At 63.2% G+C, this 24638-nt stretch carries 28 protein-coding genes; 11 read left to right on the forward strand and 17 right to left on the reverse strand.

Annotation, left to right across the window (positions count from 1 at the left end; translation table 11 throughout):
• The first annotated feature begins 39 nt into the window (after positions 1-39).
• Together C667_RS24505 and C667_RS00690 are read left to right on the forward strand one after the other, a co-directional pair.
• On the forward strand, positions 40-705 hold the full coding sequence (locus C667_RS24505) for a hypothetical protein (protein ID WP_211207639.1): 666 nt from the start codon (positions 40-42) through the stop codon (positions 703-705).
• The gene (locus C667_RS00690; RefSeq protein ID WP_004355079.1) at positions 689-1423 is read left to right on the forward strand and encodes a Fic/DOC family protein; all 735 of its coding nucleotides are present in this window, start codon (positions 689-691) and stop codon (positions 1421-1423) included. The genes C667_RS24505 and C667_RS00690 overlap by 17 nt, the downstream gene beginning before the upstream one ends.
• A 457-nt stretch (positions 1424-1880) precedes the next feature.
• Here C667_RS00690 and radC read toward each other — a convergent pair whose 3' ends face one another.
• The 5 genes from radC to C667_RS00715 form a co-directional block, all read right to left on the reverse strand.
• Positions 1881-2609 (reverse strand): RadC family protein, encoded by a 729-nt coding sequence (gene radC / locus C667_RS00695; protein WP_004355080.1) that lies wholly within the window; start codon positions 2607-2609, stop codon positions 1881-1883.
• 339 nt (positions 2610-2948) lie between these two features.
• Positions 2949-3620, reverse strand: coding sequence for a hypothetical protein (locus C667_RS00700; RefSeq protein ID WP_004355081.1), 672 nt, complete (start codon positions 3618-3620; stop codon positions 2949-2951).
• Positions 3621-3628: 8 nt separating this feature from the next.
• A complete protein-coding gene (locus C667_RS24240) occupies positions 3629-4861 on the reverse strand; it encodes an SAM-dependent methyltransferase (protein WP_157302048.1) in 1233 nt (410 codons plus the stop codon).
• Positions 4862-4967: 106 nt separating this feature from the next.
• A complete protein-coding gene (locus tag C667_RS26120) occupies positions 4968-5549 on the reverse strand; it encodes a hypothetical protein (protein WP_004355083.1) in 582 nt (193 codons plus the stop codon).
• A gap of 192 nt (positions 5550-5741) precedes the next feature.
• A complete protein-coding gene (locus C667_RS00715; protein WP_004355084.1) occupies positions 5742-6248 on the reverse strand; it encodes a hypothetical protein in 507 nt (168 codons plus the stop codon).
• Positions 6249-6373: 125 nt separating this feature from the next.
• Between C667_RS00715 and C667_RS24515 the strand changes: the two genes are divergently transcribed.
• Positions 6374-6631, forward strand: coding sequence for a hypothetical protein (locus C667_RS24515; RefSeq protein WP_082437282.1), 258 nt, complete (start codon positions 6374-6376; stop codon positions 6629-6631).
• On the opposite strand, the gene C667_RS00720 is transcribed toward C667_RS24515, so the two are convergent.
• Positions 6588-6788, reverse strand: coding sequence for a hypothetical protein (locus tag C667_RS00720; RefSeq protein ID WP_004355089.1), 201 nt, complete (start codon positions 6786-6788; stop codon positions 6588-6590). The two genes, C667_RS24515 and C667_RS00720, sit on opposite strands and share 44 nt — an antisense overlap.
• Positions 6789-7584: 796 nt before the next feature.
• Positions 7585-8181 carry a Crp/Fnr family transcriptional regulator gene (locus C667_RS00725; protein ID WP_004355091.1) on the reverse strand — a complete coding sequence of 199 codons (597 nt, stop codon included), beginning with the start codon at positions 8179-8181 and terminating at the stop codon, positions 7585-7587.
• Positions 8182-8201: 20 nt separating this feature from the next.
• Between C667_RS00725 and C667_RS00730 the strand changes: the two genes are divergently transcribed.
• The gene (locus C667_RS00730; protein WP_082437283.1) at positions 8202-8702 is read left to right on the forward strand and encodes a methyltransferase family protein; all 501 of its coding nucleotides are present in this window, start codon (positions 8202-8204) and stop codon (positions 8700-8702) included.
• Between the two features lie 61 nt (positions 8703-8763).
• Here the strand turns inward: C667_RS00730 and C667_RS00735 are convergent, their stop codons facing one another.
• Both C667_RS00735 and C667_RS24520 read right to left on the reverse strand, forming a co-directional pair.
• The gene (locus C667_RS00735; protein ID WP_004355096.1) at positions 8764-10455 is read right to left on the reverse strand and encodes a phospholipase D-like domain-containing protein; all 1692 of its coding nucleotides are present in this window, start codon (positions 10453-10455) and stop codon (positions 8764-8766) included.
• A gap of 22 nt (positions 10456-10477) precedes the next feature.
• Positions 10478-11254, reverse strand: a complete 777-nt coding sequence (locus C667_RS24520; RefSeq protein WP_004355098.1) for a ribonuclease T2 family protein — start codon at positions 11252-11254, stop codon at positions 10478-10480.
• Positions 11255-11662: 408 nt separating this feature from the next.
• Here C667_RS24520 and C667_RS25435 point away from each other — a divergent pair, with 408 nt between their 5' ends.
• Positions 11663-12217, forward strand: a complete 555-nt coding sequence (locus C667_RS25435; RefSeq protein ID WP_157302052.1) for a hypothetical protein — start codon at positions 11663-11665, stop codon at positions 12215-12217.
• Between the two features lie 187 nt (positions 12218-12404).
• Here the strand turns inward: C667_RS25435 and C667_RS00745 are convergent, their stop codons facing one another.
• Positions 12405-12755 (reverse strand): hypothetical protein, encoded by a 351-nt coding sequence (locus C667_RS00745; protein ID WP_157302055.1) that lies wholly within the window; start codon positions 12753-12755, stop codon positions 12405-12407.
• A 123-nt stretch (positions 12756-12878) separates the two neighbouring features.
• Between C667_RS00745 and C667_RS00750 the strand changes: the two genes are divergently transcribed.
• A complete protein-coding gene (locus tag C667_RS00750; protein ID WP_004355102.1) occupies positions 12879-13133 on the forward strand; it encodes a helix-turn-helix domain-containing protein in 255 nt (84 codons plus the stop codon).
• Here the strand turns inward: C667_RS00750 and C667_RS24525 are convergent.
• The gene (locus tag C667_RS24525) at positions 13064-13720 is read right to left on the reverse strand and encodes a GGDEF domain-containing protein (protein WP_157302057.1); all 657 of its coding nucleotides are present in this window, start codon (positions 13718-13720) and stop codon (positions 13064-13066) included. The genes C667_RS00750 and C667_RS24525 overlap by 70 nt on opposite strands.
• Positions 13721-13997: 277 nt before the next feature.
• Between C667_RS24525 and C667_RS00760 the strand changes: the two genes are divergently transcribed.
• On the forward strand, positions 13998-14588 hold the full coding sequence (locus C667_RS00760) for a DUF2325 domain-containing protein (RefSeq protein ID WP_157302059.1): 591 nt from the start codon (positions 13998-14000) through the stop codon (positions 14586-14588).
• Between the two features lie 29 nt (positions 14589-14617).
• Here C667_RS00760 and C667_RS00765 read toward each other — a convergent pair whose 3' ends face one another.
• A complete protein-coding gene (locus C667_RS00765) occupies positions 14618-15388 on the reverse strand; it encodes a hypothetical protein (protein ID WP_157302061.1) in 771 nt (256 codons plus the stop codon).
• A 559-nt stretch (positions 15389-15947) separates the two neighbouring features.
• Positions 15948-16817, reverse strand: a complete 870-nt coding sequence (locus tag C667_RS00770) for a helix-turn-helix domain-containing protein (RefSeq protein ID WP_004355112.1) — start codon at positions 16815-16817, stop codon at positions 15948-15950.
• Between the two features lie 75 nt (positions 16818-16892).
• On the opposite strand from C667_RS00770, the gene C667_RS00775 reads away from it, so the two are divergent.
• The gene (locus C667_RS00775; protein WP_157302063.1) at positions 16893-17957 is read left to right on the forward strand and encodes an alpha/beta hydrolase; all 1065 of its coding nucleotides are present in this window, start codon (positions 16893-16895) and stop codon (positions 17955-17957) included.
• Between the two features lie 170 nt (positions 17958-18127).
• Here the strand turns inward: C667_RS00775 and C667_RS00780 are convergent, their stop codons facing one another.
• Entirely contained in the window at positions 18128-19213 is a 1086-nt protein-coding gene (locus C667_RS00780) for an IS630 family transposase (RefSeq protein WP_004355115.1), read from the reverse strand.
• 156 nt (positions 19214-19369) lie between these two features.
• Here C667_RS00780 and C667_RS00785 point away from each other — a divergent pair, with 156 nt between their 5' ends.
• Complete coding sequence (locus C667_RS00785; RefSeq protein WP_004355117.1) at positions 19370-20332, forward strand: IS5 family transposase; 963 nt, start codon at positions 19370-19372, stop codon at positions 20330-20332.
• 229 nt (positions 20333-20561) lie between these two features.
• On the forward strand, positions 20562-21647 hold the full coding sequence (locus tag C667_RS00790) for an IS630 family transposase (protein WP_039920496.1): 1086 nt from the start codon (positions 20562-20564) through the stop codon (positions 21645-21647).
• Positions 21648-21826: 179 nt separating this feature from the next.
• Here C667_RS00790 and C667_RS25985 read toward each other — a convergent pair whose 3' ends face one another.
• The 3 genes from C667_RS25985 to C667_RS00805 form a co-directional block, all read right to left on the reverse strand.
• Entirely contained in the window at positions 21827-22354 is a 528-nt protein-coding gene (locus tag C667_RS25985) for a hypothetical protein (RefSeq protein WP_169317674.1), read from the reverse strand.
• A 139-nt stretch (positions 22355-22493) separates the two neighbouring features.
• Positions 22494-22808: a hypothetical protein gene (locus C667_RS00800; RefSeq protein WP_039920423.1), complete on the reverse strand. Its 315-nt coding sequence runs from the start codon at positions 22806-22808 to the stop codon at positions 22494-22496.
• 84 nt (positions 22809-22892) lie between these two features.
• Entirely contained in the window at positions 22893-23885 is a 993-nt protein-coding gene (locus tag C667_RS00805; RefSeq protein ID WP_004355129.1) for a hypothetical protein, read from the reverse strand.
• A gap of 122 nt (positions 23886-24007) precedes the next feature.
• Between C667_RS00805 and C667_RS00810 the strand changes: the two genes are divergently transcribed.
• Entirely contained in the window at positions 24008-24637 is a 630-nt protein-coding gene (locus C667_RS00810; RefSeq protein WP_245538400.1) for an RNA 2'-phosphotransferase family protein, read from the forward strand.
• Position 24638: the final 1 nt, after the last annotated feature.

Consider the following 24638-nt stretch of genomic DNA (forward strand, 5'->3'; position numbering starts at 1 on the left):
GACCTTGCAAGGGGTGTTCGTATGAAGTTGGAGGATCGGATGCGCCAGTCGATCAGGCGTCGATCAGGCTCCGTCGTGCTTCGCTCGGAAGTTGCTGCTCTAGGGAGTCGGACGCAGGTGACGCATGCTCTGGGAGCTCTGTTGCGCGATGGGGAGTTGCTCCGTCTTGCAAATGGCGTCTATGCCAAGGCGAAGCGCGAAAGCCCGAGCGGGCGAGTACGTCCCCTTGGAAATCTGGAGGAAATCGTTCGCGAGACGGCCCAGAAGTGGGGGTTGGTTCTGCGAGGGATGGTGTCCTGCAATGAAGCTGGCGGAACTGAAGATGGTGCAGTGGCTCTCGTGGCGGAGACCGATTCGCCGAGGATCTCGCGCAGGCTGGTGATTGATGGACAGCTCGTCAAATTCCGAAGCCGTCGTCGAAAGCATCGTGAAGTCGAGGCGCATCGGTCGCTGGCGATCCCGGCGTCGGGCGTCGCGCGCTTCGTTCAAGACCTCGCGCGTCGACTCGAGGTGGCCTACGTCCCGAGCTCGATGGATCAGTGGGCGGAGACGGTCACGAATCTGGCTGGCGATGAGGTCAGGTCAGACACTACTCAGGATTTGCTCGTTGCACTCAAGCGGGCTGGAAAGCTGTCCAAGGAGGAGGTGGCAGCACTGACGGTCAACCACCTCCGGGAGCGTAAGCAGAATGTTCGACCCGTTTAAGGACTTCGACCAGGCCGGCTACCTTCGAAACCTGTACGGCGAGAAGGATCCTCAGATCGTGCGGGGGCTGGAGCACACCTTGTTTCGAACTGGGTTGGACGAGGCGCTCGCCCACGTTGCGAAGCGCCGGACGCTCGGATACTCAGACTTCCTTGCCGTTCATCGAATCCTGTTTTCGGCGTTTTATCCTTCGGCCGGGCAGGATCGTGCAGCGACTGTGCCCAACATCGCGGTTTCCAAAGGCAACACCGTGTTTGCCCATCCTCTTGATGCTCGACGGGCGGTTGAGGAGGGATTGCGCATCGGGCAAGACAAGGCTGCCTTGCGGCAGCACCCGGGCGAGGTCATGGGATGGTTCGCCTACGGTCACCCCTTTCTCGATGGCAATGGTCGGACGATGCTGATCATCCACAGCGAACTCTGCCATCGAGCTGGTTTTTGCATTGAGTGGCAGCGCACTCGCAAAACGGAGTACCTTGCGGCGCTGAACGCGGAGATCGCATCTCCCGGGCAAGGCCTCTTGGACGGTTACCTGTTGAGCTTTGTCGGTGCCGCATGCGAACGCCAACTGTGGGGTGGGGCCATCGACGGCATCCGAGGGCTGGATGGGCGGAGTATCGAGGACGCGGTCGATGGCGAGTACACCGACGTGCGTGTCATGCAGAAGTACCAAGCGTTTGAAATGAGCCGAGCCATGTCCAAGGCCGACCGGCGTTGATCGTCCGGCTGGCTGGAGTCCCGTTGGCACCATGTCCATTGCGGATAGCGCAGCCTTTCATGCCAGGGCGCAGGCCCTCTCTACTTCTCGTTGATTCCCGGACATCGCTGTTGAACGGAAAAAGAAAACCGCCTTGGCGAACCAAGGCGGTGAAAGGTCTGCTTGCTACAGGGAGGAGATGGCAGGGAGGTGCAGACCTGGCCGTCGAATTATCACCTTGATTCCGCGACGCACAGACTGGGAGTTCCTTGTCGTGGGGGCATCATGGTTGATGCTCCGGGCGTGTCAGAGGAGGGGGGTGATGAACCTCGGCTCGCCTGGGCTTGCGCCGAGCGGCCTTGCTGAAGTCCATGCCGCAATCCCGGCAGCGGAACCAGCGCAGGTTGCCGAGCTGGCCCAGCGCGACGCCGGGGCCAGCGCACATAGGGCAGGAGGGAGGAATGCGTGTGCTCATCGCTCAGATCAACCCGTGTTCGGCAAACGAGTAGTGCCCCTCTGCGGCCACGATGAAGTGGTCGATGACGCGGACGTCGATGAGCGCCAGGCTGGTCTTCAACTGCTGGGTGATCCGCTGATCTGCCATGCTGGGCTCCAGGCCACCGCTGGGGTGGTTGTGCGCCAGGGCCAGGGCCGCAGCCCCGTGGGCAAGTGCCTGTTTCAGGACCTCTCGGGGATACACGCTGACCTGGGTGAGCGTCCCCCGAAAGAGCTGCTCGACAGTGATCAGCCGATGTTGGGAATTCAGGTAAATGACGAGGAAGACCTCGTAGTCCAGCCCCGCGCAATGCAGGCGCAACCATTCGGCCAGTTGCTTGGGTGAATCCATCACCGGACGTCCCTGCAGGTCAGTCAGCATGTCGCGGCACAGCAGTTCCCGTGCAGCGAGCAGGCGCCGGGTGATCCCGGCTTCCAGGGCGGCCGGCAAGGCCAGTGGGAGACTTGCGTCGCAGGCTTGGCTCAGCTCACCTGATCCGATGGGAGGCATGGGGGCAAGGAGTTCGCCCAATAGCCTGGCGCGGCTGAGCTGTCGTGGGTCGAAGCCGGTGCCTGCGGTGGGTGCGTCTGTCGGTGTGGCGACGCAGGCTGTCGCTGCGGGTTTCGGCGCGGTTCCGCCGATCACCGACTTGATGGCGTTGCGGATCGCTGCGGTCAGCACGGTCCAAAGATCCATGCGAAGGTTGCTCATGGTGTTCTCCTGATGGACGGAACACCAGACCTCCCTCGGGACCGGTGTCCCGAATGGATGGGAGGAACCAGCCGCGTGCGCGGCCGGTACGAAAGGGCAGGTGACGACTGCGACGCCGGGCGTACCCGGAATGGCTCCGCGATGGAGCGCGAGTGATGAGGCATTGTCTCGCGGCGAGGGTGGGTTCGTGATGGGGGAGGGCGAAACGCCATCCGCAATGCGTGGCAAGTGAAGACGCTTGCGGCTGACGTGACCATCGTTTTCAGGAGCCGCATCTTTCCGCACAAAAAGCGGCCCCGACCACCCGTGTGGGGAGTCGGGGCCGTAAAGTGAGGGCAGCTACTGGAAGATGCGCGGCTCGACCGTCTCGCCGCGCATGAAGGCGACATAGGCACCGGCCTTGCCGATGTCCCAGAAGCACGCCACAACCTGTTCGTCATGGAGCACCTCCCAGGGGCGTTCCGTGTCGTCACTCGGCCGGATCAGCAGGTCCGGCGCGCGGTACCGGGGATGGCGGAAAAGGAACTTCCCGCTCTCCCAGTCGATGATCGCCAGCAGGCAGGCCGTGAGGACGGCGATGCCGCCGTCGGCGCCCGGCTCGATCAGCAGCGGCACCTTGAGCGTTCCCGTCGATCGGCCGATCCGGCCGACCACGTCATGCTCGTCGAGCCAAGTCCGGCCTGTTGCGGTGTCGCCCAGGATCAGACGGACCTTCGCATGGGCTTCCCGGCACCGTTCCAGGACCCGGGCGGCCTTGGGATCGGTTGCCGGGTCGAAGTAGGTCTTGCGGCTCAAGAGGGACTTCCCCCAGGCCTCCACCGCGGCCAGGTATTTCTGGTAGCCACTGAGGGTGCCGAAGTCCGCTTCACCGAAGGCGAGATCCGGACGCTTCAGGCGCTCGGCCATCTGGTTTGCGTGATCATGCGCGTTGGCGAAGCCGAAGCACGAGTAGCCGCGGCCATGATCGAGCACGTAGAGCTGCTGCTCGGTATTGAGGGTGACGTTGACCATGGCACACCTCACCCCTTCCGCCCGGCTCGGCGACCCGAGGGGGCACCCTCGACCGGTTTCACGGCCCGCAGGCGCAGGACGGAGACATTCGTTCCCGCCGCCTTGAAGGTCCCGGCCGGCAAGGCTTCGACCTCGGCGCCGATGTTGTCCACGAAGGCGCGGAAATTGCGTTGTGCTTTCGTGCGTCCGGTACGCCAGCCCGGCGAGGTCAGGCTCACCAGCACGCCCCCTGGACGCAGGAAACGCCACATGTGGATCACGTGGGCGATGTCCTGGTCCTTGGTGAACGGCGGATTGGCGATGACCACATCGAAGAGGCCGATGTCGGCCAGGCTCAGGGACAGAAAATCCCGCTCCACCACCTCGAAGCCCTTGTTGCGCAGGATCTGCGCGCTCGGGCCATGGTTTTCCACGGTGAGCACCTTGGCGCCGGCGGCGCGGGCGGGCTCGGCCAGGGCACCTTCTCCGGCCGAGGGTTCGAGCATCCGCTTGCCAGCGAGGTCACCCAGGTATTCAGCGGCCCAGGCCACCGTCTCGGCGGCCAGATCCTCTGGGGTGAAGAAGGCTTGCCGCGCCTTCTTAGGGTTGGGCTTCTCGCCACCCCGTAATCGGGTCAGCACCTCCTTGACGTCGATGGCCGCGCCGAACTGGAAGCCGTTGCGGCTGTAGACGCCTCCAGCCGCCAGGATCAGTGCCTTGATGCGGGCGTAGTGCTGAAGCCGCCGGGCGGGCAGCTCGATGCGTTGCCCCTTCGCGCGCAGCAGGGCCATCTCGCCTTGCAGCGACGAGGTGTCGATCTCGGCTTCCGAGTCGGCGTCCTTGTCCGGTTCGGGCGCTCGCAGTTGCCGGGCCGTCTTCTCGAACAGCGCGGCTTGCTCCTCGGTCATCTGGATCAGCAGGCGCGAACCGAGGATCTGCTGATACTTCAGCCACAGGCAGCGCTGCGCCGGGAGGTACTCGATGTAGAAATCGTCGGCGACCCGAACAGTGCGCAGCGAATAGACCACCCCGCTCGCGAGAACTGCCTCGATCAGCCGCTCATAGAGCTTCAGGGCGATCTGCGGCCGGGGACTTGGCTTGTGGGTGGCATCGGACCCGGCGGACTCGGGGATGCCGAAGATCCTCAGGACACTGCGGTCGTGGGGCTCCGCCGCGATCACGCCGGCGAGGATGCGCGGGAACTGCTCGGTCGCGAGGACCGGGGTGGGCGCGTCGGCCCAGAATGTGGAGGGCATGCTCAACTCCTGATGAAGACGTGAGATGCCCTCGCCCGTAGGGGGAAGGCTCCCCCGTCGGGTGGATGAAAAGACCGGGTGGTCTGGGATCAGTGACGAGCGGCTCAGGGACTCAGGCGACCTGCCGCAGCGCGGTGAAGAGTTGCTGTGCCGGCGCCGGCTCCCCGTTCTCGAGGGCCTGGCAGGCGCGGGCGACGTGCGCTTGCACGACAGGCATCGGCTTCTCGATGGCCTCGATGCGCAGCAGCACCGTGCCGTAGTGCGAGCGCACGGTGAGCGTGCCCCGGCCATCGGCCCAGCCGGCTTCGGTCAGATCGGCCGGATCGGCCTTATGCCGATCGGCGGCTACCTGGACGGCCAGTGGGAAGCTCTCGACGACAGTCACGTCCTCGAGGTCGCCATAGTCGCGGTCGAAGAAGCGGACTTCGTAGTCGCTCGGGCCGGGCGGCCACAGGCCGTCCAGGTCCGGCAGCGGCGGCATGGGTGGCATCGTGCCGGTGTCGATTGGCCGGACAACCTGATCGTCGATCAGGCGGTCGAGCTTGAGCAGCAAGGCATCGGCATGGGCGCGATCGTCCAGGATCAGGGCCGTCCGCAGGCCCAGCACCTGCTGAATCATCTGATGCAGCTCCTGGGCAATGGCGCGTTCGGCGCGCTGTTCGATCGAACGCAGGATGTCTGTGGCGGTACTCATGGTGGTGGGCTCCTTTCGAGTGAGCGAAATTTGTGGAGGTCACCGTGCGGGCACGGCGATGGGGGGTGAAAGCCCGCGGCGGGAGCCGGGGCCGGGAAATTGGGGAAATACGCGAGGGGAGGGCGCGGAGCGGCGATGCGCGCCGCACGGACCGGCGTCGGAGGACGCCAGGTCGCGTGGGCACATCGCAGCTCAGGAGGAAGCCGGGTCGGCTTTCTCCGCGCCTGCCTCTGCGGGTGCAGTGGCATCGGGCCGGGCCTTGCGGCTGCGGCGGGGTGGCGTGGTGACGCCGGACGGGGAAGGGGGCAGGGCGGCGGCCGTTTCAAGGGCGCGCGGTGTCTGCCGGGGCGAACGGTCGGCTTCGGGCAGCATCTCGATCGCGATGTCGCGGCCTTCGCTGCCGAACTCCCGCAGGGCCTGCCACGGCATGACGAACAGGGTGTACGCCAGCCAGCGAACGAAGAAGCCGATGCGCTTGTGGCGGGCCTGTCGCGCCTTATCGCGCCGCAAGGCTTCCTTGCAGGACAGGTACAGCGCCAGATGACTGCGCTTCATTTCGACATCACGTTCGAGTTGGGCGAGCACTTCGGCGGCCAGCGCAGCATCGCTGCGCACGCGCCGGTAGAACTCGACCCAGGTCCGTTCTTCCTCGCTTTCGATGCCCGAACGCTTCGGGCGGGGACGTTTCTCAGGGGACATGGTTTCTCCTCGGAAAACAGGGAGGCACCGTCCCCGGCCGGGAGACGACTGAGTCTCCCCGGGGTTGCATGGCTGTGCGGCGTGGCTATGCTGGTCGACAACCCCTATCGAGGAGAGCGACGAACATGCTGCGCGCAGGCGATTCACTCCGGTTCACAGCCGCCGAAATCGAGGAGTTCCGATCGCTCGGAATCGATTTTGACGGCGTGCGAACACAGGCCGATGTCGAGGCGGCGCTGGCCAGATGGACCCACGTGCTCGGCGAAGAACGGCCGGATCTGCTGGAGAAGATTGCCTTGGAAATGGCAAAGGCCAAGGAGGTGTCGCTACCCCCGCGACTCAGCGTCGTTGGCCCCGCACCTGATTCTCCTGAGCAATCCTGATCCAGCGGTCGGCGATCCTGTCCAGATAGACGAGATCGTCGGCTTCGATGTCGCCCGCTTCGCGAAGACGGGCGATGACCTCCTTGACCAGTTGCGGGTCATCCTTGGCGAGTTGGATCGCCATGGCTGCAATGCGCTTGCGGTAGTTGCCGAGCATGCTCAGCTCCTGTCAAAGCGCGGTTCGACGGCGCCGCTGGCCGCTCCCGAAGGAGACGGCTGGGGACGCAGCAGTGCGGCCACAGGACGCGACTGCACGGTGGGCGGCCGGCTGTGGCCGGAACCGCCCAACAGCACGCAGGTGCGTGCGACGGATCGGGTTGCGATCGATGCGAACATGGTGTTCTCCTTCGGGTAAAGGGAACACCCATCCCCGGACGGGAAACAGTGTTCCCGTTCGGGTGTGCTCTGCCCGGAAAGGGCGAAGCGGCTCGGTGGCGGCACCTTGCGGTGCGCCGGGGTGGTGGTCCACCGTGCTTGCGCACGGGGACCAGCGCTCCTGCCTGGCGGCAAAAGCTCGGCATCGATGCGATGCGAAGGACACTCATCCGGCGGGCCGGATGCAGGGCATGAAGCCCAGCTACTGGGTCAGCCGTCGAAGCGGCGGACCGACCAGGAAGACCTGGCGACCAGAGGGCGGGTAACGACCGCGACGCCAGCGAAGCTGGACTTCAAGCCACCCGCGATGGGCGGTGTTGAAGGCTGCGCAGACACGATGTCCGCAGGAAGCACACTCAGTGTGATCCGGGAAATGATCGTCTTCAAGGGCGAGTAAAGCCCTTCGAATGCACGCCACCCCCAACTCCCTGCTGATGACGGCTCTTGTGCATTGCGCCTTGAAAGGTGGCGGTCACACTTGCCCAAGGGGCGTGGGGCGTTTCAAGTGCCTGTTGCGCTCCTGGTGTCCTTGGTCCCGCTTGCCGACTGGGCAACGAAGTCCTTTTTCAGTGACAACATCACTGATCGCCTTGCTTGCCGAGCCTTGACTTGATGCGACTCAGCGCCACGGGTGTCACCCGGATGTAGCTTGCAATATCGCTTTGTCGCAAGGCGGCGACCAATTCGGGGTTGTCGTGCATGAACCGTATGTAGCGGTCTTCGGGTGAGAGCGTGAGAAGTTCCATTTCCCGCCGCTCCTTGCGCTGTCCGTAGAACTTCAGAGCGTTGGCGATGGCACGCTGCCAAGCAATATGCTGGCCTGCCAGACGAAGTAACACACGATAGTCGATTTGATGAATGCACGATTCGACAACGGCGTAACTGGAGAAACTTGTCAGTCCATCTTCTTCGAGCGCGGCGACGCTTGCGAAGCAAACGCCGGACTCCGCAAAGCCCTTTACCCACGAATCACCGTTGGGCGTTTCGTAAACCATCTTCACGATCCCCTCATTGACGACGAAGACGAACGGCTTTCTCTCGCCAGCAAGGAATAGCGCTTCCCCGGGCCGGAGTCGCCGTTCGCACGCCGCGCCTTCGACGACGGACCACTCCGGGAGAGCCGACCCGGCGAGGCGCTGAAACGCATCGCTTGTGGAAGAGCGAGTTCTGCGCATGTCATTAACCAGGGTTATCGATGTCGCTCGCCGAAGCGGAGATACTGGATTGGTCTCTTCGATCAGCAGCCATCATGAAACCTCTCTTGCTCCCGCCCGTTGTTTGGCTTGTGTCCGTTGTCTGCATGTTGGTCCTCCATTGGAAGAGCCCCATCGCGGTGTGGCTGCCACAGCCATACAACTGGCTTGGGCTCGCGCTGATCATGGCCGGTCTCGGAATCGCCAATTGGCATGCTCGTCTCTTTCGTCGTCTCGGCACAAACATCAACACGTTCGGCGAGCCGGGCGAACTGACGATGGAAGGACTCTTTCGTCGAACCAGGAATCCCATGTATCTCGGGATGTTTATCTCCCTTTTCGGAGTCGCGTGTGTATTGGGCTCGACTTCCGCACTTGCAGGGCCAGTTGCGTTCTTCGCACTCGCGCAATTCTGGTACATACGCAGCGAAGAAGAGGCGATGACATTGAAGTTCGGGGACAAGTACATCGAGTACCAGCGATCGGTTCCGCGTTGGCTGTAGTTGCGCTTCTTTGGTGCCGGGATTGGCTCAGGCGATGGGAGGCTGGCCCGGGCTGCTCCTGTCAGCCCGCAAAGTAACTGCGCCGCTTCGCGCGATAGTTCGACGGGTCGAGGTGTGGCGGCAGCCATTGATCGGCTCGCTCCTTCAGATAGTTGCCGGAGCTCTTGGGCTTGCGCTGGTACTTGGCCGCCAGGTAGCGCGCGTAGTGATGGTCGAACAGGCGCATGAACTCGCCGAAATAGATGTCCGCCACGCGGGTGTCACCGCGGATCACGAGCATGTTCTCGTCGTTCTGGACCTGGGATGAGCTGCTGAAGTTTGCCGAGCCGGTCACGACGGTGGGCGTGTCGCTCAGCGGATCGACCAGCATGTACTTGGTGTGGATGTAGTCGTTGCTGTTGAGCGGGTTGTCGCGCTCCTTGAGCGCGTTCACCAGAGTGCTTTCTTCCTCGAGATAGCTGCCCGCGGCGAAGATGACGTCGCCGTCGGTGCCGATGTTCTCGGTCTTCTTGAGGGGATCGTCCTTGACGATGTAGCGCAACACGTCGTTCTGCTTCTGAAAGACCGCCTGGAACTCCGGCGCGATATCGAACGCGGCGGTGAAGCACACCAGTTGCTCCGCGGCATCGGCCAGGTTCGCATACCACTGCAGCGTCTTCTGCGCCTGTGGCGTCTCCTTTGCCTCACGAGGACTGAACAGAGGGTAGGTGCCGGGCTGTAGCGGTAGCGGCGGAACCGGGCTTTCCTGGGCATTGGGCTCGCGCAACTTGGTCGCCGTGAGATTGCGCTGGAGGCGCTCCCAGTAGGCAAGATACTGGCGGGCGATTTCCGGGTCATGAACCACGTGGCCGACGTTCGAGTGGCCGAAGATTCCGCCGGCCGAGATATTGGTCGAGCCCGTCCACACGCTGATCGGCTTGTCGTCCTTCAAGAGAACGATGAACTTGTTGTGCCGGATGCCCGCCGTGACGGTTCGGGGATGGACAAAGTCGCCAAGGCCTGCTTTTTCGATCGTGGCTTCGTTCTCCGCCTTGTAGCTGCTCTCCGCGTCATAGACGATCTGCACATCGCCTTTGTCCGCGGCCTTGCGCAGTGCCTGGGCGACAGGCAGGTAGTGAAATTCGTAGAAGGCCGCCCGCAATCCCATGCCCTTCTTGGCGCCGCGCTTGATGAACGCGAGCAGGGCCTCGTACAGGCCGCGCGAGAGCCACTTCATCGGCTTGGATGAGGGGGCATCCGGATCGGGTTCGACGTTGCCGAACTCCCGCGCGTATGCCTGGGAGCCGATCACGCCCCGGTTGAAGTGAATGTCATGCCGGGAGCCTTTCCCGTGAGGTGCTGCGGTCGTTTCGCAGCGAACGCGGACCGAAACCCCCTTGGCTTCGTCGAGCCGGAGCTTCTTGGGCTCGCCGAAGACGGGGCTAACCGCGTATTCGTATTCCACGCCGGCCGTAGCCGTGTAGTCCGCCCACAGAAAGCTCTGAACAGGATGCTCGCTGGTCGGCACCAGCGTTCCCGGGGGCAGCCCTTTGTCTTTGCTTTCGAAGCGCTTGATACCCCGCAGGTAGTAGCTGGTTTCGATCTGCCCGGAGGTGTTGAATTTCTTGCGGTGTATCGCGAAACCGAGAAGGTTGTTGTCGTCGGTGAAGTCGGCAAGGTTTGGCGGTTTCGCGAAATCCCAGGCCAAGACGACGACATGGGTTCCCGCGATGGCACGCAGGCGCAGGTATTCTCCGTTGATGGATGCTCGCATGAACATGCTCCTCCCGAGTTGGCTATTGATGGGGTGTTCGGATTCGGATTTGCTGTGTGTCCGGTGTTCCGCCTGCTGGGCAGGACATGGGTTTCAAGTCCTTGGTCAGGCACACCCATAGTTCCTTGAGCCGGTTGCCGGAAGCCACGTTGACGCGCAGGCTGGCGTCTGGCAGTGCAGGGTTGAGTTTCAGAAACGCTCGCTTGACGTCGATCGCCTGGACGTCCACCAGTTGCCCGGAGCCGGGGCTGATGCCGCTGGTCATCATTTCGCGCATGGTGGGGCGTCGCAGCGACATGTAGACGCTCTGGATGTCAGAGAAATAGCGCTCCGGTGAAGACCATCCGCATGTGCCGTGGGCTTGCCACTCGTTCTGCATCAAATCCTCTCCCGGCACCATGCAGAGGTGCTGCTTGATCAAAGGGACGGAAAGCGATCCGACGGTCTGGCAGTTGCGCGGATGGTCTCGGCTGGATCGGGCCCGACCGTTCTGGGGCCAGAGGCCGTGAACCACCCATTCGAACCTATTGTCGGAGAAGCACTGAAACGCGTGCTTCTTTCGCTGATCCTTGGGCTTGTTCCGCTGCGCTTCACAGTGCTCTGGCGACCAGGAGAGGACCAGTGCCAGGTAATCCGTTGGAAGATCTTTGTTGACGTAGTCGACAGGCTTGGGAGGCGCCGCTTCGACAGACGCGGGTAAGGTGCAGACTTCCTGCGCGAAGCCTTGGGCGAGCGAAGTTGACAGCAGCACGAAGAGCAGTGCGTGTATTCCTGCGCGATACCGTGGACTGGTGGCCATGAGAATCTCCCGGTGGGGGGGCTGCGCGCGCCGCGTACGACTCCTGGTGGCACGAGCACAAAGCCCACATTTTGCTGCTGGAATGTGGCATGGAGTCAACCAAGTGGCATGGTTCCGCCGAAAACGCTGGAGCCGCTCCGCCGCAGCCCCGCTCAGACTGTGACGACTTCATTCAGGGCCACACCACGTACCCAGAAGAGTTGGATACCTGTCCGACATTGCTTCCGGATTTCATGGAATGCTCTCCACAATCCAATGTCGCTCGCGTTGGACGTTGATGGCTCGTGGCCTTGCTCTGGGGGCTGAACGTGAAGATCACGTCTGGGCACTCCGGTGAGTGGGGGTGGGTTGCATGCGTCGGCTCCGAGACGATCATTGTCTTGGAGGTATCGACCTATGTCCTTTCGCATGAAACTCGCTTCGCTGCCAGCCGATGCGGCCACATACGAGGCTTTGCGGTTCCACGTTGATGGCGTCGAGCCACACGGGCAGGTGGTGCGCCGTGTCGATCGGGTGCTCGGCCCGCTGGTTGGCGATGAACTGGATTACGGCGCCTTGTTTGCCTACCTGTTTCGGCGCTTTGGGTTTCCGAATGCGCCGTGGGATGCCGGTCGGCTGGCGCGATACGTCCTCGCAACCCCTTGTGCCGATATGTTTCTGGTCATCGAGCCGCGCCTCAACGGCACGGCGACTGAGGTGTTCGGCTTCCATGCTCCGAAGGCGGTGGGAGTGGCCGCTGCAGCCTATTCGGGATCACGCCTTCCCCGCTCGCCAGAGGATTGGGATGGGGCGGATCCCCTTAAGCCCTACGCCATGGCCGCAGCCAAAACCCTGAAAGGTCTGCTGCGTCCGGTGTGCCTGGAAAGCGATGGGGCGATTGATATCTTCGGGGCGGTTCCACGTACTCGGCGTGCGCTCCATCCTGCGCCTTGGGCTCAGCCAGCCGTGTTGAGTCGCACCTGACTTTGTCCTGCAAGCTCTTGTTCAGACGGAGGTTGCCTATTTTTTGTGCGGTACCGAAACTGGGCGCGCCTGGTTCGGTGGCCGTGGGCCTCCCGGTGTCACCGGGATGTAATGTCCCCAAGGTTGTCCACAGAAACTGTGGATATGTTCGGCTGCAGGTGTGCAGCCCAGGGGCGGGCAGCTTGCATCACGAGAAGCTGATGGCAAAGCCATGTTCCTGAAAGTAGGTCCGTGCCGCTGCCAGTTCCTCCTTGGTTGCGGACAGGATGACGGTGCTGGCCGTGCTTTGCCACATGTCGATCACCAGCTTGTGATCGCCGATGACAATCTGCAGCGCTTCGGGCGTCAGGGCTGAACTGAGTTGGGTCATGGCGCCGTTCTCAATGAGCAGGACGCCATCGTGGAAGGCGATTCTGAAGCAGCCGATGCTGAGCCGGTTGGCGGGAGAGCCCAAAGGCGTCTTCTTGAGGCCATCGAGGACTCGGAACGTCTGCGGATCGAGACAGCGCAATGGTTTGTCTGGTGCGGGCGCTTTCATTCTTGTGTTCAAGGTCAAGTCAAGCAAGCGGGCTTGTGTGTATGTTACTCATAGAGCGTGCTCGTATAAAGCGTAGATTCATGGGGCGTGCGCCGTTAGTGTCCAGTTCAGAGCAAAAAAACCATGGAACTGGACTACGACCCCCTCAAACGCTTCGGCGGACATCTCGCTGCGCTGCGACGCGCCAAAGGCATATCGCAGGAGCGTCTCGCGCTGGAAAGCGGCCTGGCGCGCAGCTACTTGAGCGGAATCGAACGCGGCGTGCGTAACCTGTCACTGATGAATATCTGCATCCTCGCGCAGACCCTTCAGCTTCCTCCCGCACGCCTGCTCGAGTTTTCAATCGATCCAGAGCCGGAATCAACCGCGCCTGGCTGATCTGCCCGAGAAGTGCTCGCGCGGACGATGCAACCCTTGCCGCGGCGCTTGGCTTCCAACAGGGCCTCATCGGCGCGTGCAAGTGCCCGTGCCAGCGATTCGCCCGGGGTTCGCTCAGCGATGCCGGCCGAGAATTTCAGCGACCACGCCTGGGCCGGCATTGTTGTGCAAGCGCTGGATCGAAGGGTGTGCTGGATGCGCAGCAGGATGTGTTCCATGTCCACGTCGGCCGCCCCGGCCAGCATGACCGCGAACTCATCGCCGCCCAGGCGCGCCACTGTGTCGACGGGTCGAAGGCCCTGACGCAGTGCGGCCGCAAAGTACCGCAATACCGCGTCTCCGGCGGCGTGGCCATGGGTGTCGTTGATCCCTTTGAAGTCATCCAGATCGATCATCGCGCAGGAGAGCGCCGACGAGGGGCAATCACGGGGCAGATCACAGGCGCGTCGGAGTCCTCGGCGGTTGAGTAGCGCCGTCAGATCGTCATGGTGAAGAGCCCGCTGCGCTTCTGCAAGCGCCATTTGCAGCTCGACGATGCGGTTCGTGAGCTTGGCGCGGCGACGACGGCGAAACAGGGCTGGCAACACGGGTTGGAGGCGGGCGGAGTGGGCGAACCATCACCGTAGGTTCTCCACCCATCGTGGGCGAGGAGCAATTCGCGGCGGAACAAGTCGTTTTCCACATCGGCGGGGTGTTGCAGTCGCTCACAGTCCTGCGGTTCGCCGACTAAACATCCCTGCGCTTCATCCGTCTTCAGAAAGAAGGTCCTGGATTTGGGCGTGGATGTCCTTTGTGCCTGGAGGTGAAGGCATGGCGAGTTTGTGGTGTGCGCTCGATCGCAAACCGGCTCGGTCAGAGTTGGCCGTGCTGGTGTCCCAGTACGGCAAGGCGCAGATACGCTGCAGCAGCGTGATCGCCGAGCAGGCTGCGCTGATTGATGCCTTGCAGGCCGAGCAGGTGTGCCTGCGTGCCGAACTGGTGATCCGGGTGACCGCCTTGCAGTTCGAGCGTGAGGATCGGATGCGCCTGGAAGCCATGGCGCCTGGGTTGCCCCGCCGGGCTGTGCTCGCGCGCCAGATCGAATACCTGATGGGACGAATCGAGGCGCTGCTGCGGGAGCAAACCCGCTGGCGTTGGGGGCGGGAGCCCCGGCGCGAAGCGCGTCCGTCCTCATCGCCGAAAGTCGAGTCTCCGACATGCGACGGCGGTGGCGGGATGGTTGAAGGCGGCGCGTTCGCCCCCCAGGAGGAGGCATCGACAGGGCCGGCAGAGCAGGAGGCAGAACTGTTGATCTGCCGCACCGGCTGCATCAGCCACGGAGATTATTGGCGCGTGCAGGATCAATGTCGCCGAACCGGCAAGCCCTGCATCCTCATCGACGAACATCAGGCCATTCACGCCATGCGTCAGGGTGACGGCATCGTGATTCAGGCGTGTCCCGTGCGCAGTCTCTGACGGCGGTTTTTCCCGGGCGGCAAGATCCTTCAGCCGCCGTTGCCCAGGGCGCGCGCGGCGAAGCAGCCGTGTTCCAGTATGCGCTCCCGCTGGGGCTGAGGAAGGCAATAGCCCATCGTCGCGTCGTACAGGGCGAGTGCGATCTGCAATGAGTGCTTGATGTCCGTTGCACGCGCATGGCGACCGAACTTGCACTGGAGCGCGAACTGGTTTTCAGGGTCCACCTCGTTCGCGAAATAGAGCTCAAGTTCCTCGAACGTCGAAACGTACTCGGCCGCCTCGACGTTCTTGAAGGGGCAGGAGGTGAACAGCGCCGCACCGGAGCGGGTGACAAGCATCTCGATCAGATAGCGGTGATCGCGCAGCAGCCTGGCGAAGCAGGCGCGTTCGTGCGCGCCCCAGACTTCGAAGTCCAGGGCCACGAACGGTGGGGTGCCGCTGTCTTGTCCGGCGAACCCCCGGCACAGTGCCATCGAGACGGCAAGGCCTGTGGCGTCGAAGCCGTGTGGATCCTCGGGACGTGGCAGTCGGCGGTTGAGCTTGGCGTAGTAACCGTTCGCCGGGCGCAAGCGGAACTCGGCCACCGAGACAGTCGGCTTCCTGCTGCAAAGTACCTCGCGCTTGGACTCTGCCATGACACGGCGGGTGAGATCGCCGGAAAGCGATGCCAGGAGTTCATCCGCCAGCGTATGGATTCGCCCGGAAAACTCTGCCGTGACGGAGGCCCAGCGCTGCTCGTCGTCGGAGTAGGACCGGAATGGCAGCGTTTGCGCCATCCGCTGCAAGGTTTCAGTGAGCATAGGAGCGCCAAAACGAAAGGTCGAGATTCATGCGTGTCCCTTTTGGTTGGGTTCGCCCCATGCCTGTTCGTGGAACCGGCCGTAGCCCCTCACCAAGCATGGGGCGCAAGGTCGCGGCTGACCCGTGCGACTATGGTACCGATTGAACAGCGCCATCGCACGTGGGAGAGATGCACATCGACCGCACGCCGATGAGGCCAGGCAACTTGCCGTAGCTTCGTTGATGCATCAACCTGCGCGAGCGCAACGCCGGGGCCTCCACCGGGCAGGAAAGCATGGGCGCGTGGTCCGGAACGCGGCGTGCCACCTTGAAAACCCACGGGGCCAGGGGATGCTGCAGTTCGACGATGCAGCATACGAGTTGGGCACGACGGCGGCGGCGAAACAGTCCGGGCAATGTCACTATGCAAAGCGCAGTCGAGTTGGATGGACAGTCACCATAGGTTGGCCAGGAAGTTCCGGCGAGCGCAAATTCCGGGGTAATCGGGGTGATTTCGCCACCGGCGCCATCCCGGCTGGCCTTCTCGACAGGAGCAACACGAACTGTCCCGAAGCTCGGTCAGCCCCGGCGCCCAAGTTCTCCGGCCATCAAGCGGTAGTACCAGAAAGCCTCGTCCTTCTCCAGCCGTTCGCCCAGGCACGCTGGCGACAGGCCGGTGACCCGGCGGATTTCGCGCCCCATGTGCGACTGGTCGGCAAAGCCCGCGTCGGCAGCGATGGCGGCGAGGTCCGCGATCCTGCTGTCCCGCGCCTCGATGCGGCGAAGAAACGCCTCCTCGGCACGGATGAAAAGCTGCAGGTCGCGGTAGCTCTGGCCGGTCCACTCGCGGATTCTGCGTTGCAACTGGCGCAGGCTACGCCCGGCGGCCGAATGCGCCGCGCGTGTGGCGACGGACCGCACCCAGTCGCCGATGTATGGTGCCGGGCTGGCTTGGCCCGGTCCGTGCCACAGAGGCCGAAACTGCGTCTCCAGCATTGCGAATGGTGCATCGCCACCGGTGTCGAGAACGGCCTGGCAAGCCTGCAGGAGAGCCGGGGGTGCGACCGCCTCCAGCGGCAGGTTCTGGTCGAGGTAGGGTTCGATGGGCCGGCCGACAAGGCGGCTGAGGGCTTCGGGATAGAAACCGACCGAAAGCGCATGCACGGGTCCCGGAGACCAACTGACGGAAGGGTATCGCTGCGGCCCGGAAAAAACGAGCCGTGGCAAGGCCGGACCGAGCGTCGGTCGCGTGCTCGGCCCGCCTTCTTCCACCATGTGCAGTGTTCCCTCGAAGATCCAGGAGATCACCGCCATCGGTGTTGCCGGGTAGTAGTTGAAGCGTTCCGTATCGGTCAGGACGCAGCCGCGCGTATCGCGCTCGACGCCGGCCATCAGGCAAGCTCCGAGGGCGGGCGATGGGATATGCATGATCGCGGCGGGGCGGGACATTCGATGTCGTTTCCGTTCTAGCGGCGAAAACACGACGTCAGCATCATGGCAGTTGTACCAACGTCGGAACGTGAAATGAAGAAAACAATAATTCAGGGCCGTTTTTCACACAAGCTGCGCAGCATGGCGATTTCCGGGTGGATCGCGACCAGGGTCCTGGTCCGACGGGCGCTGAGCCGGCCGCTCGTGGCGGAATGGCCCTTCCTGGTCGAATACGGGACGCTGTATATCCGTGCCCAGTTCAACCACGCCTTTCGTCTGAGCAGCGATATCGCGGAAAGCCGGGCCTATTTCGACAGCGTCTATGCGCTGCTCGAGACCTATCCCGATGTCGATATCCGCCCCACCGGCCAAGGCGAGCCGCGCGGCCACTGGTTCCTGCCCCGGGTGCGCCACAGTGACGCCACCTTGCTTCATTTCCACGGCGGTGGCTACACCTTCTATGCCGGTGTCTCGCATCATTTCGCCGCCTGCCTTGCCAACACGCTGGGGGTTGCGGTATTCGCGCCGGACTATCGATTGACGCCGGAGCACCCCCATCCGGCACAACTCGAAGACGGGCTGGCGGCCTACGCCCATGTGCTCGAATGCGGCGTCGACCCGGCGACCCTGGTGCTCTGCGGCGATTCGGCCGGAGGCCACCTGGCCCTGATGACCCTGGCCAGGCTGAGGCAGGCCGGTTTGCCGAAACCCGCCCTGACACTGGGCCTGAGCCCGTGGACCGATATCGGCCGCCGCGGCAGGAGTCAGTTCGGCAACGACCCCTACGATCTCGTCCAGGGCTACATGACCCTGCAGTTCGCGGCCTGGCTCAAGGGAGGCCAAGCCCTGAGCGATGCCGAGCTGTCGCCGATCTGCCAGGATTTCAGCGACCTGGGGCCGATTTACCTGCAGGCTGGCGGCAAGGAGATCCTCGTCGACATGATCCGCGATTTCGCGACGACGGTTGCCGCCCAGTGCGGCCAGGTGCGGCTGGATGTCTGGGAGCACATGGTGCATGAGTTCCACGGCTATGGGGACTATCTGCCGGAGAGCCGCGATGCGCTGGCCCGGCTGCGCGAGGCCATCGCCTGGGCGCTCGGCCGTCCGAACCGATTTGCAGCCGACGCCTGCACGGAATGCGATCACATGGGAGGGTGACTTATGGATTTCCAAATTGCCTCCCGCCGGAGCGTGCCGGTGCCGCGCCCTGCTCGAAGCTGCCGCCCGGGAAGGCTGGCTCGACTCCGATCCAATGGAGCGAACATGACATGAACCGACTGCTTGTCACCGCCGCCATTCTTGCCGCTGTCACCACTGCGGTCCATGTGCTAGTGTCCTGAGTTAGAAGTTCGCAAACAAAATCTTTCGACGCTGGCAAGGATGTCGTCAGCGGTCTTGGCCCATTGAAAGGGCTTGGGGTTTGCGTTGTTGAGTTGCAGGTATTGCTTGATGGCCTGCTCGAGTTGGCGCGTGGAGCGGTGTGTGCCGCGCCTGATGTATTTCTCGGTGAGCGTGGCGAACCAGCGCTCCACCTGATTGAGCCAGGACGCGGAGGTTGGCGTGAAGTGCACGTGGAACCTGGGGTGTCTTGCAAACCATGCCTTGACCGCAGGGGTCTTGTGCGTGCCGTAGTTGTCCATCACGAGGTGCACGTCCAGCCCGGTGGGCACGTTGGCCTCCACGGTGCGCAGGAACTGCAGGAATTCGCTGCTGCGATGGCGCCGGTGGAGTTCTCCGATCACCTCTCCGGTGGCGATGTCCAGCGCTGCGAACAGGGTCGTCGTGCCGTGGCGCATGTAGTCGTGCGTTCGCCGCTCGGGGATGCCCGGGGCCAGTGGCAAGATCGGCTGTGTGCGGTCCAGCGCCTGGATCTGGCTCTTCTCGTCCACGCACAGCACCATGGCCTTGAGCGGCGGATCCAGGTACAGGCCCACGATGTCGCGCACCTTCTCCACGAACAGCGGGTCGCTGGACAGCTTGAAGGTCTCCTGGCGGTGCGGCTGCAAGCCGAAGGCGCGCCAGATGCGCGTCACCGCCGTTTGCGACAGATTCATTTCGCGTGCCATGGTGCGCGTGCTCCAGTGTGTCGCGCCTTGCGGGATCGACTCCAGCGTGCGGGCGATCACCGCATCGACTCGCGCATCGTCAATGCTGCGCGGTGCGCCGGGACGTGGCGCATCCAGCAGCCCCTCCAGGCGGTGTTTGACAAAGCGCGCTCGCCACTTGGAGACGGTCTGGGGCGTGACCCGCTGGCGAACGGCAACGGCCTTGTTCTCCATCCCCTGGGCACAACCCAGCACGATGCGTGCTCGCAATGCCATGGCCTGCGCGGTCTTGCGCCGCAGCGTCAACGCGGTGAGTTGTTCGCGCTCCGCATCGCTGAGCACCAGTTCCGTCTTGGGTCTGCCTCTCATGATCACCTCGTCGTGTTCGAACAGTACACGACTGATAGCAATGGTCAATATTAGTTCAATGAACTTCTAACTCAGGACACTAGGGCAACGCTGATTAAGTCCCCACGAGGCGCGGCGCTTGCTTGCTAATGCAACGAGCAAGCGAGGCGCACAACGATGAAGCAGCAGACCCTGGCAATGGCGGCCGATCAAGGCGAAGGATTCGAGCGCTACCGCAAGGCGACGAGGCGAGACGAGTTCCTGGCGACGATGGAACAGATCGTGCCTTGGCAGGAACTGTGCGCGGTGGTCGAGCCGTACTACCCGAAGGCCGGCAATGGTCGGCCGCCGGTGCCGCTGCCGTCGATGCTGCGGATGTACTTCGTGCAGCACTGGTTCAACCTGGCCGACCAGGCGTGCGAGGAGGCGCTGCTGGACAGCACGTCGCTGCGGCGCTTTGTGGGAATCGACCTGGGACGCGAGCGCGTGCCGGACGGCACGACGCTGTTGAAGTTCAGGCACCTGCTGGAAGAGAAGAAGCTGGGCGCGGCGCTGTTCTCCAAGGTCGGCGAGTTGCTGCAGGCCAAGGGCATGAAGGTGGGCACGGGCACCATCGTCGATGCGACGATCATCAGCGCGCCGAGTTCGACCAAGAACGAGGACAAGGCCCGTGACCCCGAGATGCACCAGACCCAGAAGGGCAATCAGTGGTACTTCGGGATGAAACTGCACATCGGCGTGGACAGCCAGACGGGGCTTGCGCACAGCGCGGTGGTGACGGCCGCGAACGTGCACGACAAGCACCCGATGCCCGATCTGCTGCACGGGGGCGAGGACAAGGTCTGGGGCGACAGCGCGTATGTATCCCAGCAGGCGCTGATCGCCAAGAAGGCGCCGCGGGCCCAGGACTGTACGAATCAGCGTGTGCGGCCGAGCAGCCCGACGGCCGATCTCGAAAGGATCGTCAACCGCATCAAGTCGAAGGTGCGCCCCAAGGTCGAGCATGTCTTCGCCGTGATCAAGAAACTGTGGGGCTTCGCCAAGGTGCGCTACCGGGGCCTGGAGAAGAACGCCAACCGGGCATTCGTGGCGCTGGGCCTGGCCAACATCTACCTGGCGCGCAAGCGCCTGGTGGCATAGGTGCGTCCGCCGGGCGCCAAAGCGGCGCCGCGGAGGGTGATTTCAGGGCCGCAGGGCCTCAATTGCCGTCGAAAACGTCAACTCATCCCGCATGACGAGAAGGGGGAGCAGACGCTGCGATTTTCGAGGGGTTGTTCAGCGTTGCCCTAGTGTCCTGAGTTAGAAGTTCATTGAACTAATATTGACCATTGCTATCAGTCGTGTACTGTTCGAACACGACGAGGTGATCATGAGAGGCAGACCCAAGACGGAACTGGTGCTCAGCGATGCGGAGCGCGAACAACTCACCGCGTTGACGCTGCGGCGCAAGACCGCGCAGGCCATGGCATTGCGAGCACGCATCGTGCTGGGTTGTGCCCAGGGGATGGAGAACAAGGCCGTTGCCGTTCGCCAGCGGGTCACGCCCCAGACCGTCTCCAAGTGGCGAGCGCGCTTTGTCAAACACCGCCTGGAGGGGCTGCTGGATGCGCCACGTCCCGGCGCACCGCGCAGCATTGACGATGCGCGAGTCGATGCGGTGATCGCCCGCACGCTGGAGTCGATCCCGCAAGGCGCGACACACTGGAGCACGCGCACCATGGCACGCGAAATGAATCTGTCGCAAACGGCTGTGACGCGCATCTGGCGCGCCTTCGGCTTGCAGCCGCACCGCCAGGAGACCTTCAAGCTGTCCAGCGCCCCGCTGTTCGTGGAGAAGGTGCGCGACATCGTGGGCCTGTACCTGGATCCGCCGCTCAAGGCCATGGTGCTGTGCGTGGACGAGAAGAGCCAGATCCAGGCGCTGGACCGCACACAGCCGATCTTGCCACTGGCCCCGGGCATCCCCGAGCGGCGAACGCACGACTACATGCGCCACGGCACGACGACCCTGTTCGCAGCGCTGGACATCGCCACCGGAGAGGTGATCGGAGAACTCCACCGGCGCCATCGCAGCAGCGAATTCCTGCAGTTCCTGCGCACCGTGGAGGCCAACGTGCCCACCGGGCTGGACGTGCACCTCGTGATGGACAACTACGGCACGCACAAGACGCCGACGATTCGCAACTGGTTTGCGCGACACCCGAGGTTCCACGTGCACTTCACGCCCACCTCTGCGTCCTGGCTCAATCAGGTGGAGCGCTGGTTCGCCACGCTCACCGAGAAATACATCAGGCGCGGCACACACCGCTCCACGCGCCAACTCGAGCAGGCCATCAAGCAATACCTGCAACTCAACAACGCAAACCCCAAGCCCTTTCAATGGGCCAAGACCGCTGACGACATCCTTGCCAGCGTCGAAAGATTTTGTTTGCGAACTTCTAACTCAGGACACTAGCTGGCGGCCCGGATGTTGCCGCTCCACTATTGGCATCGTCCATGGCCGTAGAACCGAAGCTCACGCTTTATGCGGTCTGGCACATGGCGTCGGTGGTGCTAGCCATCTCCGTGCCGGCATTGATCGTTGGCAGTTTGCCCCGCCATGCGCGCCCAGCCCGCTATCTCGTACTGTTCGTTTCAGCCCTGTGGTGCGCTTTCGGCCTGGTTTTTCTTGGACTTGCTGCCATTCAGCCCGAGAGCGCTTGGCTCTTCAAGCTGCCGCAGTGGATCTTGCTGCTGCCTGTCGGTCTGCTGGGACTGTGGGGAGGCTCCAACACTGCGCGCCAGGGGACGCGCGCCAAGGAGGGTGTCCCTGAGCAATAACGTGTAGCCCTTTACTGTAAGCAACGCCGTCCCCCGTGCTACATTTCGCCGACTTCTTCCTCGGCGCCAAGTGGTTCCGCTGGTCACATTACCGTGGTCGAGCCTGAGTCCGTGTGTGACGGCGAAGCCGCGAGCCACAGTGAGCAGGAGGTTGAACTCCTGATCTGTCGCACCGGTTGCATCAGCCACGGTGATTACTGGCGGGTGCAGGATCACTGCCGCCGCACGGGCAAACCGTGCATTCTCATCGACGAGCATCGAGCGATCCATGTGGCTCGCCAGGGTGATGGCGTTGTGATCCAGCCATGCCCGGTGCGCGCGCTGAAAGCGTAGGTCGCGCATGCCGCCATTCCGGGGGGTAGTGGCAGTGCATCAACTCTGTTGTCCGGCGTCTGGGTGCCAGCCTCACAGGGCGACGACATCGCAGGTCGTGGACAGGCCGCGCCGCTCTCCAGCCTTCGGGCAGGAGGCTGGTGAAGGGTCAGCTGAGGTGTAGTTCCAGGAAGCTGCGCGATGGTTGCGGAAGTTTGCCAACGTGAACGCGGCTCAGCGTGTCGATCCGGCCGTTCGACCAGCGCAGTTCACCAGCATATCCCGCGAGGTGCAACTCGCCTTCCTCAAAATCGAGGCCGCCGCGTTCAGGAAGCGACTGAAGGGTCATGACATGACGCTCTTCGATCCATACCCATTCGTCCACCCAGGTCCCGCGGTCGGGGCGCACCATCCGGGAAATCTCGGCGAGGTGGCCGCGCGGTGATTCGAAGAGTTTCAAGACGGTATAGCGCAGCAACGACATCAGAACAGCGGGACAGGCGAGAGGCGAGAGGCGAAAAGCCTCTCACCTTACCACTCAACATCGCTCAAGCGAGGCCCTTGATCGTCAGGAGACGATGACGATCTGCTTCTTGAACTTCGGAGTGAGCGTCAGATTGTGGGCCTCGTAGGTGATGGTCCGCGTCCGGTCGCGCTTGTCGGGGGCGGAGTTCTCGATGGGGCCGCTTGCCTTCCAGAGACCGAACATGACGATCTCGGCATCGGGCGGGAAGCCGCCGAGCCAGGAAGCATCGGGGTGCGCGATGCTGACCTCGAACGACTCAATACGTTGGGGATCGTCTGTCTTGCGATACAGCGGCCGGCAGTTGAGGAAACTGCTCTTGTACTTGGCGCCGGCGGGGGGCTGATGGAAAGACCGCACCGAGCCGACCAGGGCAACCGGGTAGGGGTTGTTGCCGCTCTTGGTGACCAGTTCCCAAGCTTCATCGAAGCGGTCATGCTCGAAGAAGAACTGTTTCCAGGGGAGTCGCTTGGGGCCCAAGCGCAACACCAGTTCGGCGGCAAGCAATGAATCGGATTCGCACATCGCGCGCAGGACCAGGAGGTCGGCCGTGGTGCGCAGATAGCTGTCGAGCCTCTTGTCCGAGGCGATCACCTCGGTTGCCATCTTGGTCGTTCCGGCGGCGGAGGCGCTGCCATTGACCGTTGGCGCATTTCCCGACAGTCCGTGCTTGCGCAGTCCATTGTGCAACGCGAGCAAGCGCAGTTCCCGCCTCCCATCTTCCAAGGCGTTCAGGAACTGTGGGTCGGATTGGGCTGCAATGATCTTCAAGCGGCCCGATGCGTCGTAGCGGCAGCCGGCAGCATGTTCCGATCCTCGGGTCAGGCCGATGTAGGCCGGGACATCGACGGGCTCGATGCGGTTGGCTCGGTTCTGCTGGTAGCGCGGGACGAACCTGACACTGCACCCGCACGAGGGATCGTCGCAAGCCAGGTCGGGCGCGGTGCCGCCTCCATCGGTCAGCTGTTGCAGTTCCTCCACTGTGTAGGAGCGTCCGTGGCGATCCCTCGCCGAACGCATCTTGATGCCTTTGCTCATGCCACTGTTATGCCTTTTGGTGTTATCGATTATTGAAAGTGTGCCATGCGATGAATTTCGGCGACACCATCTCGGAGTATGCACAGCACCCTGGGCAGGCTTCATGCCGCTGAGAGGGCGCGGTGTGGCAAGCGATCGGTCTTGAATCAAAAGGGGCGGGTGCGACGCTTGTTCGCATGGATGCCCCGACGACACCCGCCAACCGCCCCCTCTATCACGGCACCCGCGATGCCGCCGCCCGCGCCATCCTGCGCGAGGGTTTCCGGCGTTCCCGTTCCCGCAGCTACACCGGCACCGGAATCTGCCTGAGCGAGTCGCTGACCGTCGCCTACGAGTACGGGATGTACGAGGCCGGAGGCTGCATCCTGGAGGCAAGGTTGTCGCCGACGGCCCGCTGGACGGATCGGTTCGATGACAAGGCGAACGGCAAGGATGCCTGGGACGACTTCTTTGTCTGTTCGGGCATGGATGCCATACGCGCCTTCGGCGGCAACGTGTGGGTGGTCTGGAGCCCAGGCGTGCTGGTTTCGCTGCGCCGGCTCAGCCACCGCGAGGCGATCCAGCGGCTGTGCGCGGAGTTCGACGAGGACGGGCCGGCGTGCGGTTATAACGCGCTCGTCTCCGACTACGCCAGCATCTGGTGGAAGCAGGACGCCAGCGACCCGAACCTCATCCGTTTCCCCGATCACCACCGGCAGCTCATGGCGCGCCTGAAGCGCTTCATGGGCCGTGCTCACTCGATGAGGGCCTGAC

Origin of the sequence: Thauera phenylacetica B4P (genome assembly GCF_000310225.1) — a bacterium.
Lineage (GTDB): Bacteria > Pseudomonadota > Gammaproteobacteria > Burkholderiales > Rhodocyclaceae > Thauera > Thauera phenylacetica.

Coding starts and splice junctions, on each gene's coding strand:
- C667_RS24505 (WP_211207639.1), top strand. CDS start 40: ATGCGCCAGTCGATCAGGCGTCGATCAGGCTCCGTCGTGCTTCGCTCG.
- C667_RS00690 (WP_004355079.1), top strand. CDS start 689: ATGTTCGACCCGTTTAAGGACTTCGACCAGGCCGGCTACCTTCGAAAC.
- radC (WP_004355080.1), bottom strand. CDS start 2,609: ATGAGCAACCTTCGCATGGATCTTTGGACCGTGCTGACCGCAGCGATC.
- C667_RS00700 (WP_004355081.1), bottom strand. CDS start 3,620: ATGGTCAACGTCACCCTCAATACCGAGCAGCAGCTCTACGTGCTCGAT.
- C667_RS26120 (WP_004355083.1), bottom strand. CDS start 5,549: ATGAGTACCGCCACAGACATCCTGCGTTCGATCGAACAGCGCGCCGAA.
- C667_RS00715 (WP_004355084.1), bottom strand. CDS start 6,248: ATGTCCCCTGAGAAACGTCCCCGCCCGAAGCGTTCGGGCATCGAAAGC.
- C667_RS24515 (WP_082437282.1), top strand. CDS start 6,374: ATGCTGCGCGCAGGCGATTCACTCCGGTTCACAGCCGCCGAAATCGAG.
- C667_RS00720 (WP_004355089.1), bottom strand. CDS start 6,788: ATGCTCGGCAACTACCGCAAGCGCATTGCAGCCATGGCGATCCAACTC.
- C667_RS00725 (WP_004355091.1), bottom strand. CDS start 8,181: ATGCGCAGAACTCGCTCTTCCACAAGCGATGCGTTTCAGCGCCTCGCC.
- C667_RS00730 (WP_082437283.1), top strand. CDS start 8,202: ATGTCGCTCGCCGAAGCGGAGATACTGGATTGGTCTCTTCGATCAGCA.
- C667_RS00735 (WP_004355096.1), bottom strand. CDS start 10,455: ATGCGAGCATCCATCAACGGAGAATACCTGCGCCTGCGTGCCATCGCG.
- C667_RS24520 (WP_004355098.1), bottom strand. CDS start 11,254: ATGGCCACCAGTCCACGGTATCGCGCAGGAATACACGCACTGCTCTTC.
- C667_RS25435 (WP_157302052.1), top strand. CDS start 11,663: ATGAAACTCGCTTCGCTGCCAGCCGATGCGGCCACATACGAGGCTTTG.
- C667_RS00745 (WP_157302055.1), bottom strand. CDS start 12,755: ATGAAAGCGCCCGCACCAGACAAACCATTGCGCTGTCTCGATCCGCAG.
- C667_RS00750 (WP_004355102.1), top strand. CDS start 12,879: ATGGAACTGGACTACGACCCCCTCAAACGCTTCGGCGGACATCTCGCT.
- C667_RS00765 (WP_157302061.1), bottom strand. CDS start 15,388: ATGCTCACTGAAACCTTGCAGCGGATGGCGCAAACGCTGCCATTCCGG.
- C667_RS00770 (WP_004355112.1), bottom strand. CDS start 16,817: ATGTCCCGCCCCGCCGCGATCATGCATATCCCATCGCCCGCCCTCGGA.
- C667_RS00775 (WP_157302063.1), top strand. CDS start 16,893: ATGAAGAAAACAATAATTCAGGGCCGTTTTTCACACAAGCTGCGCAGC.
- C667_RS00780 (WP_004355115.1), bottom strand. CDS start 19,213: ATGAGAGGCAGACCCAAGACGGAACTGGTGCTCAGCGATGCGGAGCGC.
- C667_RS00785 (WP_004355117.1), top strand. CDS start 19,370: ATGAAGCAGCAGACCCTGGCAATGGCGGCCGATCAAGGCGAAGGATTC.
- C667_RS00790 (WP_039920496.1), top strand. CDS start 20,562: ATGAGAGGCAGACCCAAGACGGAACTGGTGCTCAGCGATGCGGAGCGC.
- C667_RS25985 (WP_169317674.1), bottom strand. CDS start 22,354: ATGCGCGACCTACGCTTTCAGCGCGCGCACCGGGCATGGCTGGATCAC.
- C667_RS00800 (WP_039920423.1), bottom strand. CDS start 22,808: ATGTCGTTGCTGCGCTATACCGTCTTGAAACTCTTCGAATCACCGCGC.
- C667_RS00805 (WP_004355129.1), bottom strand. CDS start 23,885: ATGAGCAAAGGCATCAAGATGCGTTCGGCGAGGGATCGCCACGGACGC.